This is a genomic window from Pseudomonas sp. PMCC200344 (genome assembly GCF_030053095.1).
Taxonomy (GTDB): domain Bacteria; phylum Pseudomonadota; class Gammaproteobacteria; order Pseudomonadales; family Pseudomonadaceae; genus Aquipseudomonas; species Aquipseudomonas svalbardensis.
Genome location: NZ_CP125618.1, coordinates 4,599,546 through 4,616,944, shown reverse-complemented (window position 1 = coordinate 4,616,944; position 17,399 = coordinate 4,599,546). Strand labels below are relative to the sequence as shown.

The 17,399-nt window shown below is 58.2% G+C and carries 15 protein-coding genes; 5 read left to right on the top strand and 10 right to left on the bottom strand.

Annotated elements, in window-relative coordinates; all coding sequences use genetic code 11:
* Window positions 1-27: 27 nt before the first annotated feature.
* Together QFW87_RS21075 and QFW87_RS21070 are read left to right on the top strand one after the other, a co-directional pair.
* Window positions 28-918, top strand: coding sequence for an ATP-binding protein (locus QFW87_RS21075; protein WP_283181143.1), 891 nt, complete (start codon window positions 28-30; stop codon window positions 916-918).
* Window positions 915-1,397, top strand: a complete 483-nt coding sequence (locus QFW87_RS21070) for a GAF domain-containing protein (protein WP_283188780.1) — start codon at window positions 915-917, stop codon at window positions 1,395-1,397. Before QFW87_RS21075 ends, QFW87_RS21070 begins: the two co-directional genes overlap by 4 nt.
* On the opposite strand, the gene QFW87_RS21065 is transcribed toward QFW87_RS21070, so the two are convergent.
* The 9 genes from QFW87_RS21065 to QFW87_RS21025 all read right to left on the bottom strand — a co-directional run bounded on the left by QFW87_RS21065 (window position 1,398) and on the right by QFW87_RS21025 (window position 13,236).
* Window positions 1,398-4,346, bottom strand: a complete 2,949-nt coding sequence (locus tag QFW87_RS21065) for an HD domain-containing phosphohydrolase (RefSeq protein WP_283188779.1) — start codon at window positions 4,344-4,346, stop codon at window positions 1,398-1,400.
* Window positions 4,347-4,395: 49 nt separating this feature from the next.
* Window positions 4,396-8,040: a transporter substrate-binding domain-containing protein gene (locus QFW87_RS21060; RefSeq protein WP_283188778.1), complete on the bottom strand. Its 3,645-nt coding sequence runs from the start codon at window positions 8,038-8,040 to the stop codon at window positions 4,396-4,398.
* A gap of 8 nt (window positions 8,041-8,048) precedes the next feature.
* Window positions 8,049-8,675 carry a response regulator transcription factor gene (locus QFW87_RS21055; protein ID WP_046049241.1) on the bottom strand — a complete coding sequence of 209 codons (627 nt, stop codon included), beginning with the start codon at window positions 8,673-8,675 and terminating at the stop codon, window positions 8,049-8,051.
* 256 nt (window positions 8,676-8,931) lie between these two features.
* Window positions 8,932-9,324, bottom strand: a complete 393-nt coding sequence (locus QFW87_RS21050) for a response regulator (protein ID WP_056742438.1) — start codon at window positions 9,322-9,324, stop codon at window positions 8,932-8,934.
* 183 nt (window positions 9,325-9,507) lie between these two features.
* Complete coding sequence (locus tag QFW87_RS21045; RefSeq protein WP_283188777.1) at window positions 9,508-10,836, bottom strand: deoxyguanosinetriphosphate triphosphohydrolase; 1,329 nt, start codon at window positions 10,834-10,836, stop codon at window positions 9,508-9,510.
* A gap of 69 nt (window positions 10,837-10,905) precedes the next feature.
* Window positions 10,906-12,069: an EAL domain-containing protein gene (locus tag QFW87_RS21040; protein WP_283188776.1), complete on the bottom strand. Its 1,164-nt coding sequence runs from the start codon at window positions 12,067-12,069 to the stop codon at window positions 10,906-10,908.
* Window positions 12,070-12,192: 123 nt separating this feature from the next.
* On the bottom strand, window positions 12,193-12,534 hold the full coding sequence (locus QFW87_RS21035) for a hypothetical protein (protein ID WP_046054409.1): 342 nt from the start codon (window positions 12,532-12,534) through the stop codon (window positions 12,193-12,195).
* Window positions 12,531-12,920: a phage holin family protein gene (locus QFW87_RS21030; protein WP_008145878.1), complete on the bottom strand. Its 390-nt coding sequence runs from the start codon at window positions 12,918-12,920 to the stop codon at window positions 12,531-12,533. The genes QFW87_RS21035 and QFW87_RS21030 overlap by 4 nt, the downstream gene beginning before the upstream one ends.
* Before the next feature lies 1 nt (window position 12,921).
* Window positions 12,922-13,236 carry a YqjD family protein gene (locus QFW87_RS21025; protein WP_283188775.1) on the bottom strand — a complete coding sequence of 105 codons (315 nt, stop codon included), beginning with the start codon at window positions 13,234-13,236 and terminating at the stop codon, window positions 12,922-12,924.
* 306 nt (window positions 13,237-13,542) lie between these two features.
* On the opposite strand from QFW87_RS21025, the gene QFW87_RS21020 reads away from it, so the two are divergent.
* Window positions 13,543-14,751, top strand: a complete 1,209-nt coding sequence (locus tag QFW87_RS21020; protein WP_283188774.1) for an ammonium transporter — start codon at window positions 13,543-13,545, stop codon at window positions 14,749-14,751.
* Here QFW87_RS21020 and QFW87_RS21015 read toward each other — a convergent pair.
* Window positions 14,748-16,460 carry a monovalent cation:proton antiporter-2 (CPA2) family protein gene (locus tag QFW87_RS21015; RefSeq protein ID WP_283188773.1) on the bottom strand — a complete coding sequence of 571 codons (1,713 nt, stop codon included), beginning with the start codon at window positions 16,458-16,460 and terminating at the stop codon, window positions 14,748-14,750. The two genes, QFW87_RS21020 and QFW87_RS21015, sit on opposite strands and share 4 nt — an antisense overlap.
* A 209-nt stretch (window positions 16,461-16,669) precedes the next feature.
* Here QFW87_RS21015 and QFW87_RS21010 point away from each other — a divergent pair, with 209 nt between their 5' ends.
* Both QFW87_RS21010 and QFW87_RS21005 read left to right on the top strand, forming a co-directional pair.
* Window positions 16,670-16,906 (top strand): glutaredoxin family protein, encoded by a 237-nt coding sequence (locus QFW87_RS21010; RefSeq protein WP_111452360.1) that lies wholly within the window; start codon window positions 16,670-16,672, stop codon window positions 16,904-16,906.
* Window positions 16,907-17,074: 168 nt separating this feature from the next.
* Window positions 17,075-17,392: a hypothetical protein gene (locus QFW87_RS21005; RefSeq protein ID WP_008145883.1), complete on the top strand. Its 318-nt coding sequence runs from the start codon at window positions 17,075-17,077 to the stop codon at window positions 17,390-17,392.
* Window positions 17,393-17,399: the final 7 nt, after the last annotated feature.

The window sequence follows — 17,399 nt, the reverse complement described above, 5'->3', positions numbered from 1 at the left end:
TACTGTGAACGTGCCCGAGGAGAAGACGTGGATTCCCGATTAAATGCTTTTCTTGAACGCGCCGATGCCGTTTTGGCCCGTATCGAACCGCTGCTGCCCGCCCCTCGGCAAGTTATCGACTGGAATCATTGCCTTGCCGCGCGCTGGCAGCGCGAGGGGCGCAGCGGGTTTCTGTTGCCGCTGGAAGTCAGCCTCGACATGCGTTTGTCCGACCTGATCGGTGTCGACCGGCAACTGGAGCAACTGGGGCGAAATACCCAGCAGTTCCTCGATGGCATGCCGGCCAACCACGCATTGCTCTGGGGCGCGCGCGGCACCGGTAAATCGTCGCTGGTGCGCGCCTTGCTGGCCGAACACGCCAAGGCCGGTCTGCGGCTGATCGAGATCGAACGCGATCACCTGGCGGACTTGCCGCGAGTGGTCGAACAGATCGCCAGGCTGCCCCAGCGTTTCGTGCTGTTCTGCGATGACCTGTCGTTCGAGTCGGGAGAAGGCGATTACCGGGTGCTCAAGAGCGTGCTCGACGGCTCTCTCGAACAGGCGCCGGATAACGTTTTGCTGTACGCCACGTCCAACCGTCGCCACCTGGTGCCGGAAAAGGAAAGCGATAACGAAAACTGGAAACGCGTTGACGGCGAACTCCATCCCAGCGAGGCGGTGGAAGACAAGATTGCGCTGTCGGATCGGTTTGGATTGTGGCTGTCGTTCTATCCGTTTACCCAGGAGCACTTCCTCAACGTCGTCGAACACTGGATCGGTCAACTGGCCGACAAGGCGGGCCTTAAGTGGCAGCGAGACGAAGAACTGGACATCCTCGCGGTGCGCTGGGCCACGGGCCGGGGCAATCGCAACGGACGTTGCGCGTATCAATTTGCCCGCTATTGGGTCGGGCTGAAGCTGTTGGAGCACAAGGCATGATCGATTTACAAAAGAGCGGCCAGGGCCTCGAAGGCTACGGCATGCTGTGGGCGCAATTGGAGTCATTGCTGGCGGACGAGCGGGATTTCATCGCTAACGCCGCGCAGTTCTCGGCGTTCCTGATCAACCAGCTCGATGACCTGAACTGGGCCGGTTTCTACCTCAATCGCAACGAAGAACTGGTACTTGGCCCTTTTCAAGGGCAGATCGCCTGCGTGCGGATTCCATTCGGTCGGGGCGTGTGCGGGGCTGCGGCGGCGACCTTGCAGACCCAGTTGGTCGAGGACGTGCACGCGTTCCCCGGGCACATCGCTTGCGACAGCGCGTCGAACAGCGAGCTGGTCGTGCCCCTGGTCAAGGGCGGTCGCCTGATCGGCGTGCTGGACCTCGATAGCCCGAAACTGGCGCGTTTTACCGCTGAAGATCAGGCCGGTATCGAGCAATTGGCGGCGATTTTCCTGCGCCTGACCGACTGCTGATCATGCCCGCAAGCCTGCCTTGACCAGCAGGCTTGTCGGATCAACCGCATCGATCTGTTGGGGGGCGAGGAATCGATCGGCGTACTGCAAGTAGATTTGCGCTTTGATGAACAGCCCGAACACCTCAGGATCGATGTGGGCGTCCCGGCACATGGTGGCCATGATGCCCAGCGCTTCGCTCAACGACTTGGCTTTCTTGTAGGGGCGATCGGCGGCGGTCAGCGCTTCGAAAATATCGGCAATCGCCATCATCCGCGCCGGCAGGCTCATTTCTTCGCGCTTCAACTGTTTGGGATACCCGGTGCCGTCCATCTTCTCGTGGTGGCCGCCGGCGATCTCCGCGACGTTGGTGAGGTGGCCGGGGAAGGGCAGGTGGCTGAGCATCAGAATCGTCTGCACCATGTGGTGATTGATGATGTAACGCTCCTCGCGGGTCAGGGTGCCTCGGGCAACGCTCAGGTTGTAGAGTTCGCCCCGGTTGTACTTGTAGCGCGGCACATCGAGTTTGAACCCCCAGGGATTATCCTCCGGAATCAGTTCGGCTTCGGGCCGTTCGAACAGGTGCTCGGGTTTGTCCGCCAGTAATGGCTCGCTGACCGGCAGTGTCGGTGCTGGGGTTCGCGCCTGGCGTCGGTTCTCTTCCCAGGAAACGCCCAGCCGGTCATCCAGTGTTCGGGTCCAGGTGCGCTGGGCCATGCTGTGCAGGCGTTGCAGGTCGGATTCGGCCATCGCCTCGCTACCCAGGTTGCATCGGGCAACGAACGCGAAGTCATCGTCCAGTCCCGCCAGAGTGGCGTTGCGCAGTTCGGCCAGGTGCTGCTCGTCACCGCCCAGGGCCATGGCTTGCCAATAGTTGATCCAGACATCGCGCTTGAGCACTTCGAAACGGGTGCGGATTTCGTGGATGCGGTCGTTAAGCGTTTCCAGTTTCGTGGCTTTATCGACCACGTATTCCGGAGTGGTGACCTTGCCGCAATCGTGCAGCCAGGCGGCGATGTGCAGCGCTTCCCATTCATCTTCGGTGGGTTGATAGCCACTGAAGGCCGGGTCCTGGCTGGCAGCGGCGGCTTGGGCGAGCATCAGGGTCAGCGCCGGCACTCGCTGGCAGTGACCGCCGGTGTAGGGGCTTTTGGCGTCAATCGCACCCGCCAGCAGTTGAATGAAGGAATCCAGCAGTTGTTTTTGTTTGGCTTGCAGACGCTGACTTTCGATACTCACGGCGGCCGCGCCGGACACGGCCTGGAGGAACGCGATACGGTCCGGGCGAAGTTTTTCCAGATCGCTCTGGTTGCCGGTATCAGCCAACAGCAGGACCAGCAGGCCCACGGTTTCGTTATGACGATTGTGCAGCCGAATGCCGATCAGGTGAACGCGGGGACACTCCAGCGCAAGCAACACCTTCTGCAAATCCCCGGCCTGTTCAAAACCAAGCGTGGTGACGATGTTGTCCGCATTTGACAGCTGTTGTAGCCATGCAGGGCTTTGCGGAGCCTGGAGTTCGTGTCCTCGAAGATCAAATGACGGCAATGCCCGTGAGGTGCCGTTGACGACCAGACCATGGGGCTCCATGCGATCGCCATCACTTTCGCGCAGGTAGATCAGACCGGCCTGGGCCTGGCCGATTTTCACGGTTTCAAACAACACCCGTTCGAGCAAGGGGGCGAAGCGAGTCTCGGCGCTCAGGCTGTCGGTGATCTGGAAAAAACTCGCCAGGGTGTCTTTCATGCGCGTCATCGACACGCTCAGTTGGTCGACTTCGAGCACGGGAGAGCGACGTGAGGCCGGAAAGTTGAAGTCGAAACTGCGAACCGCATCGGCCTCCCGTACCAGCGCGCGCAGGGGTTTAACCAGAATCCGCGAGGTCAGCCAGCCCAGCGGCAGGCACAGCAACAGCGTGGCCAGGGTAATCAGTGCGCCTTGCCAGCGCATGCGGTAGGCATCGACGAGTAATTCATCTTCCGGCACCAGCAGCGCCAGTTGCAGTCCTTGGGGGCCGCCTTCTTGCATGCGGCTGCGGGCAACGATCCATTGACGACCGGCGACATCCAGGCGATTACCTGCGGGGGGATTGTTGAGCAATGCGCCGAGGCTGGGGCTCAGGTCGGTGGCTTTGATCAGGCGGGCAGTCTGATCGTCGATGATCAGTTTGCTGCTGTCGGGATACGCGATGGCGTTCCCTTCAGCATCGAACAGCACTATTTCGGTACTGGGGGTCACAACATGTTTGGCCAGGGTCGCGGAGAGTTCCTCCAGGGTCAGATCGGCACCCATGATGGCCTGTTCGCCGCTGCGCCGGGCCAGGGTAGTGCCGACATTGTGGGTGGAGAAAAAGAGGTAGGGTTCGGTGGTGATCTGATCGTTGTCGCTGCGGGCGCTGGCATACCAGGCGCGGGTTCGCGGATCGTAGGTTTCGTCGGGATTGTCCTGGCGGCTGATGAGGGCCAGATCCTGATCGAAAAACAATGATTGGGAGCGGACCTGACCGCTGTTGCCTGTTCGCTCAATGCTCCACACCTGATAAGCCGCAGTATCCGGTGCCTTGAGGAGCGTTTTCAGGTTGGGGGTTCGCAAGGGCCGAACCATGAAGAAATCACCGTTGCCATAGCCCAGATACAACGAGGCCAGGTCGGGGTTGTCCTTGAGCGACTGGCTGAAGGGTTTGAGCAGCGCCAGGCGTTGCGCAAGGTCAGGTGCCTGGGTCGCCGGGTATTCCGCCAGCAGGGTCAGCAGATGGCGAATCGGCTCATAGGTAGAGTGCAGGTCGAGACGGACGTCCTGCTCGATACGGTTGAAGAGCTTTTCACTGCTGGAAAGAATGATCTGCGTGGTTTGCTGGTAGTTGAAAACGCCCAGCACCACGCCAGTCAGCAACAGCAGGAAAGTGAACATCACGCTGATATGGACGTGCAGGGGAAACCGCCGTTGATCCGGGCGCAGTGGGCTGGGCATTGCGGGTCTCTCCATGATGGTTAACACACTGCTCAGCGTCCAAGCATAGTTAAGGCTCTGTCATTCTGCTTTTGTCGTTTTGGCCGATCTGTTGCTGCAATGCTTGCTCCAATTCGAGCATGGCGCGCTCTATAGCCTTGCTGCAATCGGCCACTTCGTCGTGATGAAACACTTCATGGCAGGCCTTTTCCAGCGCCTCGCAGCTGTCGATCACCCGGGACGCCTGGACGATTCGGGCGGCGCCCTTGATTTTGTGGGCGACGTCGAGAAATGGCTGAGGCTCTTTGGAGGGGGACAGCGCCAGCAGTTCTTGTCGGTCCAGACGGTTGCTGTTCAACAGTTCAGTTAACAATCGTTGGTCCAATACCGGATCGCCCCCGGTTAAAAGACGCAGTCCTTGCAGGCTGAACGCGGGATCGCGGACGGTTGGCCTGATACCTTCAAACCACTGACTCAAGGCTGTCAGGGTAAGGGGCTTGAAGAGGCAATCGTCCATCCCGGCTTGTTTGCAGCGTTGTATTTCTTCCGGTTGTGCGTTGGCGGTAAAACCCAGCACGGTACAGGGCGGGCGGTGCGTTTTTTGTTCATGTCGGCGAATGGCGCGGGCCAGTTCGTATCCGTTCATGATCGGCATGTTGCAATCGACAATCACCAGATCGAACGGCTCGGCTTCCCATGCCTGAAATCCCGCCTGGCCGTCCGGTGCGACGCTGAATCGGTGGCCCAGAAACTCCAGTTGCTGGCACATGAGCAAGCGATTGGCGGGGTGATCGTCGACCACCAGAACATTCAAGGGGGGCGTCGTGGTGCGGATTTGCGCTTCAACAGTCTCTGGCTTCTGCTTGAGCGGCAGTGTTGCCAGGTGCAACGACACCTCGACTTGAGTGCCGACACCCGGCTGGCTGCTCAATTGCAGGCTGCCGCCCATCATTTCGCACAGGCTGCGGCTGATCACCAGTCCAAGCCCCGCACCGCCTCTGGCTGACTGCCCGGAGTGATCGGCCTGGGCGAAAGGTTCGAACAGCCGCCGCTGATCCTGTTCGTTGATCCCTATGCCGCTGTCGTGAACCTGCAACAGCATCCGGACCCGCTCAGGCCCGGCGGTCGGGTGCAAGTCGACAATGATCCTGACTTGGCCTTGCTCCGTAAACTTGATGGCATTGCTGACCAGATTGGACAAGACCTGCTTGAAGCGCATCGGGTCCAACAGGACATCAAACCCCGGATTGGCAGGGCGAAATTCCAGCAGCAGCCGGAGACTTTTCTGGCGCGCCAGTCCATCGAAGACCCGCACCACCGAGGCCACGATTTCACTTGGATTGACCCGTTCAGGGCTCAGGCTCAGCCGTCCGGATTCAATCCGTGCAATGTCGAGAATGTCCCCGATCAGCTCCAGCAGGTCCTTAGCCGAGTTGTACGCCACATCGATGGCCGGGCGATCCGGGTGCTCATGATCGATGCGTTTCAGCGTGAGTTCGAGCATGCCAATGACCGCATTCATCGGGGTGCGGATCTCATGGCTCATGGTCGCCAGAAAAGTGGTTTTGGCTCGGTTGGCTTCATCGGCACGCTCTTTGGCATAGCGCAGATCATCGAACAGTTGCCGCCGTTCGCTGATGTCGATCCAGCCGCCAATGATGCCTTGTACTTCACCGCTCGAATCACGGTAGGGAAGAATCCAGTGGTAAATCGTCAGTCTGCGGTCGCCGATATGCAGCGCGCGATCGAGAATCAGCGATTTGCCCTCGGCCACGACGCGCTGGTAATCGGCCTGATATTCCCGGGCTTCGAACGCATTGCTCATGTTGGCTTGCATGACGCCTTTGCCGATGACGTCTTCACGTCTCGTGCAGAAAGCTTCCAGGTAACTGTCGTTGCAGCTTTGCAGCAGTCCCTGGCGATCGCGGACGTAGATGGGATGAGGCGTCCCGTTGACCAGTGATCGCATGAATTCGAATTGATCGTTCAACGCGCGCTCGGCCGCCTGACGCTGCTTTATCTGGCGACGCATGTAAGCGTTCCAGGCAACGGATATCAGCAATAACACTCCGGCACCGATAACGACCTGATAGAACACTCGGTAAACGTTGCGCCAGGTACTTTGCGAGGACGCCGAATAGCCGCGCCAGCGGCTGTTGATGATGCCCAGTTCTTCCGGCGCAATGCTCAGCAGTGCCTTGTTGAGGATGGCGTTCAGTTCTTTGGAATCTCGGCCTGTGGCCAGGGAGAACGCGGCCTGTTGGGTACCGATGGTGGTACTGATTTGAAGTGTTTGCTCGAAGAGCTGCGATGAGATGAAGTAGTTGGCAATCACCAGTGAATTCACCGCACCTTCTGCCTTGCCCTCGGCCAGCAACTCCACGGCGCTGAACGTGTCAGGCGTTTCAATCAGCCTGATCCGCGGGAACTCGCTGCGCAGGTAATCCACCAGGGGATTGCCTTGGGCGATTGCCAGGCGTTTGTCCTGCAACTGCGCAAGGCTTGTCGGGCTGTCGGCGGCTTTGCGAGTCAACAGGACAAAGGAGTTTTGCAGATAGGGGCGGGTGAAGTTCAGCGTCGATTCACGTTGGGCGCTGGGGAGCAGGGCGGCGATCAAGTCGGCCTTATTGTCCCTGATCTGCTCGATCATCTCGTCATCACTGCGGCTGCGACGGACGTCGAAGCGCAAACCGGTGCGCAATCTGATCAGCTCGAGCAAGTCGGCGGTAACCCCACGAAAGTTGCCATCACTGTCGAAAAATGTCAGCGGCGCAAAAGCCTCATTGACCACCACCCGCACTACCGGGTGTTGTGCCAGCCAGCGTTCTTCGTTGTCGGTGAGTTGCAGTTTTTGATCGGTGAGAAGCATGTCACTGCCGGCACTCCAGCGTTTGGCGATGTTGTCTCGTTCGTTGGTGGGGATGGCCATGAGTATTGCGTTGATGATCCCGAGCAGTTGCGGGTTGGCCTTGTGCACCGCAAAGCTGAAACCGTGGGCTTCGTGTTTACCGAAGTTGGCCATGCGGATGTTGTTGAGATACCCCTTGTTGATCATGTAATGGGTGGAAATGGTGTCACCCAGAAAAACGTCGGCTTGATCGAAGGCAACGGCATTGATCGCATTCTGGTAGGACGGAAAGGACGTGATGATCGCCCCCGGATACATGGCCTTGACCTCCTTCAGCGGCAAATAGTGATACACCATGCTCAGCCGGAGACCGGACAGGCCATCGGTCAAGGATCTGGTTTCTCCTTCGCGTGTCACCAGAACCGGCTGGTCCACGGCGTAGGGGGTGGAAAGTACGATGTCAGCGTTGTGAGCTTCGAATCCATTGGCGGTCCCCAGCAAATCGATCTCGCCGTTTTCGAGTGCCTCGATCGCGTCCTCCCGGGACGCAAAGCGCAGAACCTTGATTGGCAAACCGGTGGTTTTGCCAAGGATACCTGCGTAATCGGCGGTAAAACCTTCGTAGTCGTGACCACTGATGGTCAGGTCGAAAGGGGGGTAGTCCGGGGCTGACGTGCCAAGGATCAGTTCTCGTTTACTCTCAATCCATTGTCGTTGTGATTTATCCAGTTGGACTTCCTGGTATCCGGCCATCGAGCGACTCATCAGGGTGTAGTTCTCGCTGACGGTCTGCGCAGCGGCCACTGAGGTGTTCAGGCATAAACCTGCGGCCATGAGTGTCAGATAATCCTTTATACGACTGGGCATCCTGTCTCTCACACTAACGCGTTACGTTTTGCCATATCGATGAGTTCAACCAGGGATTTGGCTTTGAGTTTCTGCATGAGGCGTTTTTTATAAGTGCTGACAGTCTTGTTGCTCAGAAACATGCCTTTGGCAATTTCCTTGTTGGTGCGGCCTTGGGCAAAGAGTTGCAATACCATCAGTTCCCGGTCATTGACTGACTTGAACAGTTCCAGGTCGGCGAACCGCGCGTCATCACAGCGAACAGGATTCAAGGCCTGACTTGGGAAATAGTTGTAACCTGACAATACGGCCTTTATAGCACTGACCAGTTCACTCAGGTCTTCCTGTTTACACACATATCCCGATGCGCCGGATTGCATGCAACGAATACCAAAAAGTGTCGGGCATTGTGCTGTTAATACCAATGTTTTCAGGCGGGTACTCATTGCGTTGAAACGGGCGAGAACCTCCAGTCCATCCAGTTTGGGAATGCTGATGTCGAGAATGACCAGATCAGGCATGCATTCGCGAACCATCTGCATGGCGTCGACCCCATTATCAGTTTCGCCGACGACTTTGTAACCTTCATGTTCAAGCAACATTCTGACGGCAAGGCGGATGACCGGGTGATCGTCGACAATAAAAACGGAGTTCATAATCAAATCCCATACGAGCTCTAATAAAGCGCGCACCTTAGCTCAGATAGTTGAGGCGACGCATGAGCTGACGGACCTGCAGCGGCAATATAGGAACAATCCTACAGCTGAAGAAGAATGGGACTACGTATCAACTAGGTTTTTTATGAAGAAGGGTAAAGGTTGTTGATCGTTAGTCGAGAGGTTGGAAGTATTTAATTGTAAGTTCTGAGTTGTGTTTGACCTGGATTTTTTAGTGCGTTTGGTGTGCGTTTTTTTACAATGAAGCCAAGGTCAACAAGTTTCTAAATTCGGATTGTTTCAGCGGTTTGATCAAGTACCCCAATAAGGGCAGTCCGTGTTCGTTGGCCTTTTTTTCAAGTTCATCCAGTTCAGCGGATGTCAGGCTACTTAACAGTATTGCCTGTCTAATCATCCCCCGGTGGCTGGCGAATTCGACCAGATCAAGACCGGAGAGGTCGGGCAGACATTGATCGCACAAAAGAATATCAAATGGCTGCACCGCCTTGAGCATTTGTTGCAAGGCGCCATCGGCACTGTCGGTGGTGGTCAATTGGGTGAAACCGTAACTCTCAAGCAGATATTGAGTCGCCCGGAGTTGGAAGGGATGATCTTCCACCAGCAAGATGCGCAGATCGTCTTTGAACATAGGAGTATTCACGCTTCTTCTGTCGAACTGAAGGAAGCGAGATTATTTCGCGAGGTTACCGAATAATCGATCAGTTAGCTCAGCGCGTGTTGTAGGGGGATTCGGCGAACGTTGAGTGCACTTGGGGTTTGAGAGGCAAATCAACCATTGCAGGCGGCGTAATGGCTGATCACCCAGGTCTCATCAGTGGCTCGAACGACCGGTCATCTCCAGCGCCATTTCGCTTGCATAGCTGTCGGTCATGCCGGCGATGAAATCAATCATCCGTAGAAACGAGGCGTGCAATGAGCCGTGAGGATCGGGCGCATTGTTACCCAGCAGGTCGAGGACTCGGCGACTCTTGAAGGACGGCGTTCGACCGTTATGCTGTTCCAGTGCCGCGCCGCAGAAGGCGTTGAGCAGGATTTCCAGCGTGGTGTAGGCGCCGATTTCATGCAGGGTCTTGCGCTTGTCCTGGAAGATTTTTTTCCGCGCCATGTCCTTCGCATTCAGGACGCAACGCTTGGCAGGGCCGTGCATGTGCTCCACCAGATCACCGGGCAGCGTGCCGGCCAGCAACGCGTCCTGTTGCTCGACAAAGGCCCGGGCTGCGGCGTTGGTCAGGTGTTCAATGGCTTTGCCTCGCAGGATCGCCAGTTTGCGCCGGCGCGAATCCTGCGGGCCGAGCTGGCGATAGGTTTCCGGCAGATCGTCACCCACAAGGTCCAGCAACAGGGACTCGACTTCGGTGTATTCCAGCAACTCCATTTCCAGACCGTCTTCCAGATCGATCAGCGCGTAGCAGATGTCATCGGCAGCCTCCATCAGATACACCAGCGGATGGCGCGCCCAACGCTGTTCCTCGAGTTGCGGCAGGCCGAGTTTATGGGCGATTTGTTCCAGAAGCGGCAATTCGCTCTGATAGCAGCCGAACTTGTGTTTTTTGTAGCCCAGAGAATCCGCGTGTTTTGCCGTCCATGGGTACTTCAGATAAGTACCCAGCGTGGCGTAGGTCAACCGGGTGCCGCCGTCGAACTGGTGATATTCCAGCTGGGTGAGTACCCGGAAGCCTTGGGCATTGCCTTCGAAATTGAGGAAGTCATTGCGTTCGACTTCGCTCATTGCATCCAGCCAGCCACGGCCGGCGGCTTGTTGGAACCAGTGGCGAATCGCGTCTTCGCCGGAATGGCCGAAGGGCGGATTGCCGATGTCATGAGCCAGGCAAGCCGATTGCACCACCATGCCCAGGTCGCTGGGCTCGCACCAGTCAGGGAGGGCGCTACGGATGGTTTCGCCAACGCGCATGCCCAGCGAACGGCCGACGCAGCTGACTTCCAGCGAGTGGGTCAGGCGCGTGTGGATATGATCGTTGCTGGTGACTGGATGGACCTGGGTCTTGCGACCGAGGCGGCGAAACGCGCCCGAGAAAATGATCCGGTCGTGGTCTTTATGGAAAGGACTGCGGCCGAGTTCTTCCGGGCTGTGCAGAGGCTTTCCGAGGCGTTCGCGGGTAAGCAGGGTTTGCCAATCCAAGGCGGGTTCTCTCCGTCAGGTGTTTGATTGCTTAAGCTTCCGGGTTCGCGTCCGGACCTGCAAGCGGAACTACAGCCCGGCGGCGTCGATATCGATGAGCAGCAGTCGCTCGCCGTGGTCGAAAAATTGCCCGGCGGTGAGGCAGTACTGATTGCTGGTGGCATCGCGGTAAGTATTGGAGAGCGTCAGTCTTCGCTCATCCCAACCCTCTGCCAGCAGGTGATAGAAGTAGGGGCGCCATGACCAGTTGTGGCCCAGGTAGCGATTGTCGGCCTCCCAGCCGTTGTTGCGCCATTCAAGGTTGGGCGTCAGCTGCGTGCCGTGGCGGTCGCATTGGTAGAAGCGCAGCAGGCAGGGAAATGCATCCAGTTGTGGCAAGGCGCTGAGCGGCGCGTGGGCCTGAGCCCATGCTTGCAGGATGGTCATCAGCTCGCTGAGTTGCTGGCGCATGATCATCAGGCGACCGCGCTCATCCAGCTTCTGCTGAACATAGCGCTGACGCAGTTGCGCGAAGCGCTCGACAAAGGCGTCCGTGGCAAAGAAACCGGCTTGTGCCCGGGCAAACAGAAAACCTTGAACGTAGCGCGAACCGCACTCCAGGGCAAAACTCAGTTGAGTTTCGGTTTCCACCCCTTCGGCGATGATCCAGCAACCGGTTTTCTCCGCCATTTGCGCCAGAGCCTTGACCACTTCGCTGCTCGGTCCACCTAGCGCAGCGGCCTGGAACAAGCGCATGTCGAGTTTGAGAATGTCCGGTTGCAGCGCGAGTACGCGATCAAGTTGAGAGTATCCGGCACCGAAATCATCGATGGCGATCCTCGCGCCGGCCTGTCGGTAGCGTGCCACGACGTCGGTCAGGCGCTGGATATCGCCTCCCAGTTCGGTGATCTCGAAGACAATGCGTTTCGGGTCGACGTTGTGCCTGCTCAATTGCTTGAGGCTCGGTAGAGCCTGGCCCTGCCGCAAGCGGTTGATCCAGCGTGGCGATATGTTCAGGCTCAGAAACCAGTCCGAGGGCGCTTCATGCAGGCGGCTAAGCGCGTTATCGCGGATCTGGCGATCCAGACGACGCAGCGCGATGGCGGGCGTTCGCGGGTCGGCGAACAGCGGCCCCACCGAGGCCAGTTGACCGTCGGCCTGGCGCAATCTTCCCAGTGCCTCGACACCAGCGATACGGCCGGTGGCGGTATCGATGAATGGTTGAAAACAGGCGAGCGGTTGCCCGTCGATCACGAGGCCTCCTTGGTCAGGTCTTGTTATTGGATAAAACCTGTTCACCGGGTAGGCACGCAGGATTGAACCCCTCGATAAAGAGGTCCAATCCCGATGTTGCAAGAATGCAGCCAGATAACGGCCTTAGTGGTTACGCGAAGAGCCTTGCATGACCAGCTTGATCAATGGCCCCAGCGTGGCGCCCAGACGAACCAGTCGAGTGAGGCTGCTGACGCCACCGCTCTTGGCGCCCTTACCCGTCAGAAAGCCCAGCAAGGTAACGGCTGCCACGCCCCAGAGTGGAGCGTGCTTGATGCCGAAGCCATCCTGCAGGTTTTGCGTCATCCCGCGCACGCGCTGCAAGGGTTGCAGCAGTTGCGCGGATTCGTGGCGGATTTCCTGGCGATGCATTTCCATGCGCAGGCGAATCAGCGCCTTGCGCATTTCGGTGCGTGAGCTGTTGTGAGGCAGTTCAGGCAGGCTCATGGCAGCAGGCGCTCCCGATCGTTGGCCAACTCTTCCAAGGTGCCGTGGAAGGGCGAGGATTCATCGAAAATCGCCGCTCTCAAGCGCATCGCACAGAAAATGGCCGCGAGTGTGTAGAAAACACAGAGCCCGATGATGGCCGCCAGGCGATAGGTGTCCCAAAACAGGATCAACACCAGCGTCGACAACCCCACCAGCAACAGCAAGGCAAAAACCAGCGCCAGGCCTGCGAATAGCAACAGGCTTACCGTGCGGGCTTTTTGTTCCTGCAATTCGATGCCGAACAGTTCGACATGGCTGTGCAACAGTCCAAGAAAAGCGGCACCCAGGCGCCGCGGTGAGGAGCTTGGGCCCGTCGCGGACGAGCCGGATTCGCCGATCGCCATATCAGCGCCGAGTGGCCAGCAAGCCAAGCAGGAAACCCACGCCGGCCGCGATCCCGACCGATTGCCATGGGTTGGCCTGGACGTAGTCTTCGGTGGCGGTAACGGCGGCCTTGCTGCGTTCGCGCAGGGAGTCTTCGGTCAATTTCAAGGTTTCGCGGGCACGCAGCAGACTGTGGTGGATTTGCTCGCGCAACTCATCAGCCTGATCGCCGGCCAGCGTTGCGGTGTGTTCGAGCAAGCGTTCGGTGTCGCTGACCAGAGTCTGAAAATCGTTCATCAGAATTTCTTGAGCAGTCTTTGCCTTGATACTGGCCATGGGTGGATCTCCGTAAGTGGCTTCTGAAACGTTCGAGTATGAGCCTTGCGCGAAGGTTCAGTACAAATGACTGGTACAACTTTTGCTACGTCGTGGTGCGCCTGCCTGCGCCGTTGCGCTGTTGCTGGGCAGGATTCGAGCAAAACCTTATCTCAAATAATGAAAACTCGCGCAAAGGTTCCAACCTTGTGCGCCAAAGCGGCTCACCGGGATCAATCTGCGGATCCCGGCAAGTCGCAACTTGGTGCATGAATTGTCTGCGCGAACTGCTTTGGTGCTTTTTTAGCCTTCAGGTCTGCCAACCCCATGGATAATCTGCAAAGCGCTGTGGACAGTCTGGTCCATAGCTCCAATACGTTGTTCATTTTGATCGGCGCGGTCATGGTGCTGGCGATGCACGCCGGTTTCGCCTTTCTTGAAGTCGGCACGGTTCGACAAAAGAACCAGGTCAATGCCTTGTCGAAGATCCTCAGCGATTTCGCCATTTCGACCCTGGCCTACTTCTTTATTGGCTATTGGATTTCCTATGGGGTGACCTTCATGCAACCGGCGGCCGTGATCAATGCGGATCATGGCTATGGGCTGGTGAAGTTTTTCTTCCTGCTGACGTTTGCTGCGGCGATACCCGCGATCATTTCCGGTGGCATCGCCGAGCGTGCCCGCTTCGCCCCGCAGTTGTGTGCAACGGCACTGATCGTGGCGTTCATCTATCCGTTCTTCGAGGGCATGATCTGGAACGGCAACTTTGGCCTGCAAGCCTGGTTGCTTGAGCGCTTTGGCGCCAGCTTCCATGATTTCGCCGGCTCGGTAGTGGTTCACGCCATGGGCGGTTGGCTGGCCCTGGGGGCGGTGTTGTTGCTCGGGCCGCGCAATGGTCGTTATCGCGAAGGGCGACTGGTGGCGTTCGCGCCCTCGAGTATTCCCTTTTTGGCGCTGGGGTCGTGGATCCTTATCGTTGGCTGGTTCGGTTTCAACGTGATGAGCGCGCAAACCCTGCAAGGTGTCAGCGGACTGGTGGCGGTGAACTCGCTGATGGCCATGGTCGGCGGTACCGTGTCGGCGCTGATCGTCGGGCGTAATGACCCGGGCTTTCTGCATAACGGCCCGCTGGCCGGACTGGTGGCGATCTGTGCCGGTTCCGATCTGATGCACCCGGTGGGTGCGCTGATCACTGGCGTCATCGCCGGCGCATTGTTTGTCTGGTGCTTCACTGCGGCTCAAGTCAAATGGCGCATCGACGATGTGCTGGGGGTTTGGCCGTTGCATGGTTTGTGTGGCGTCTGGGGCGGAATCGCCTGCGGCATTTTCGGCCAAAGCGCGTTGGGTGGGCTGGGCGGCGTGAGTCTGATCAGCCAGTTGATCGGCACTGCGTTGGGGGTGGTTGTGGCGCTGGCTGGTGGCTTTGCCGTGTATGGCACGATCAAGGCGTTCCATGGTCTGCGTCTGAGTCAGGAAGAAGAGTATTACGGCGCTGACTTGTCGGTGCACAAGATTGGGGCTGTGAGCCACGACTAGGTCTCTTCGTCGTCAGCGCCTGGATAGAAACCGTGCAGCAGACGATAGCGGTCGTGCCGTATCTGGTCAGCCCGCTCCTGCACTTGATGCGCAGGTAATCCCAGCATGATCAGCGCATGGGAGGCGAGCATCAGGCTCGACTCCAGCAGTTCAGGCACGACTTCGCTGGCGCCGGCTGCCTTCAACTCGGCCAACTGGCTGTCGTCGCGAGTGCGCACCAGAATCGGCACGGCCGCGTTGAGTCGCCGCGCTTCCCTGAGGATCAGCAACGCGATGTCGGCCTGATCCACGGCGATCACCAACAGCCTGGCGCGCTCCAGCCCTATCGCGACCAGCAGTTCACCGCGACGTGAGTCGCCATAATGCACACAGGTTTCACCAGCGGCGGCTTCGTGCACACGCACTGGATCAGTATCCAGTGCGATGTAGGGTTGCTGCGCGTTGCGTAGTGCGCGTCCGATTGACTGACCTACACGACCGTAGCCACATATAACGACATGGTTGTGTAACCCGGCATTGAGCGCGCTGATTTCTTCAAGTTTTGCTTCTTCGTTGGGTTTGCGATGCAGGCGTGTAGCGATGTGGGGGGCGGCGCGCAGCAACAACGGCGTGACGAGCATCGAACAAAAGGTCGCCGCCAGCAACAGGCCGCCAAAATCCGCGGGCATCAGTTTGTTCTGCTGCATCTGTGCCATCAGCGCAAAGCAGAACTCGCCGCCCTGGGCCAATGCCAGGCCGCTGCGCCAGGCGGTTTCGCCATCGCTGCCACGCCATTTGACCAGCAGCGCAACGACGCTGCCCTTGAGCAGCAGCAACCCCAGGGTCAGGCCGAGAATCAGCAGGCCGTGGCTGACGAACAACTGCAAGTCGATCAGCATGCCGATACTGACGAAGAACAGCCCGAGCAGGATGTCGCGGAACGGGCGGATGTCGGCCTCGATCTGGTGCCGGTAATGGCTTTCCCCCAGCAGCATGCCGGCGAGAAACGCACCCAGGGCAGGGGAGAGACCGAGCAGGTGCGTCAGCCACGCCGTCAGCAGAACAATGACCAGCGCCAGTAGCACGAATAGTTCCGGGGAACGGGCAGCCGCCACTTCATGGAACAGCCGCGGCAGCAACCAGCGACTGGCCAGCAGCAGGCCGACGAACAATACGACGGTTTTACCCAGCGTCAGTGGCAGCGCCCAATACCAGGCCTGGTCGCTGCTGCCAGCGAACACCGGCACCAGGGTCAGCAGCAATACCGCCACGACGTCCTGGAACAGCAACACGGCGATGGCATTCTGGCCGTGGCTGCTGAAAATCTCGCCGAGACTGCTCAGCTCTTTACTGACAATGGCCGTGGAAGACAGCGACAGGCCGGCGCCGAGTAACAGCGCAGGCGTGATCGGCATGCCGAGCAGTATCAGCAAACCACCTAGCAGCATCCCGGAGCACAGCACCTGCAGACTGCCAAGCCCAAACACCACTCGGCGCAACACGAGCATTTTCGACAGGGAAAACTCCAGTCCAAGGGAGAACAGCAGAAACACCACGCCCAACTCGGCGAGGTCCGGCAGCTCTTCGCTTTCATCCACCCAGTTGAATGCTGTCGGCCCGATCATCAGTCCCACGCACAAGTAACCCAGCACCGGTGGCAATCGCAGGCGCTGGAACAGTGCAATCATCACCAGGGAGGAGGCGAGGATGATCAGCAGGTTGGCGAACACAAAAAAACTCCGGTGATGGGCGCGGGCAATTCAAGCGTAGAGGCAAATAATCCGTGAGCATCGCGCAATGGGTATTGAAGACGAATGATGTGCGTCAGCGTATTGCCGCGATCCGTTGCCGTTATGGCTCAAGGGTAGAGTATTCAATGGCTCGACGGCTTTTCGGGGCAGGCCTAGAATGATGACTTAATTTTTTCGGTTGAGCGCTCATGCTTCCTGAATGTCAGCTGTTCGGCACCCTTGGGTGTCATCTCTGTGAAGTCGCCGAAGCCATGCTGATGGAATTTGTCGAGCGCGGTCTGCTGGTGGAACTGGTGGATATCGCGGACGACGAAACATGGTTCGAAGCTTACAGTCTGCGTATTCCGGTATTGCGGCGGGTCGATACTGGTGCTGAGCTGGGCTGGCCGTTCAGTGCCGATCAGGTAGTAGCGTTCCTGCGTTAAGCGGTTGTTGCGGTGGCGATGTTCCGCCTGTCGAACTTTGCGATGGATCCCCTTGGCTTTACCGGTGCTGATCGGATACTGTATGCGTATACAGTTATTCGTGATGCCTGCCTTGCTCCTCTGGTTCTCGGGTTTGGGCAGGCGGTCCGGGCGTGAGAGGGATGAATCGTGGTCAATGTCGAACAATTGAAGAACAGCGTGAACCGGATGTCGGCCGACGTGGTACGCGAGGCTGTCCTCGAATTGCGTCTGGATGGTCTGGTGACAGAAGGAAAAACTCCCTTCAATAAACTGCATTTCAATACCTGTTTCGCCGAAATCGAAGCCTTGTTCCAGCGTGCGGGCTATCACCGGCAGCTAGATGTCGTGGGCTATCAGGGTTTGTTGTATGCGCTTTATGACCCTGGTCGCTGGGAGGCAGTCGATGTGCTGCGCTGGCTCAAGGAGTTCACCGAAGCGGCAGCGCGCACGCAGATACCGGCTTGAGGATTCT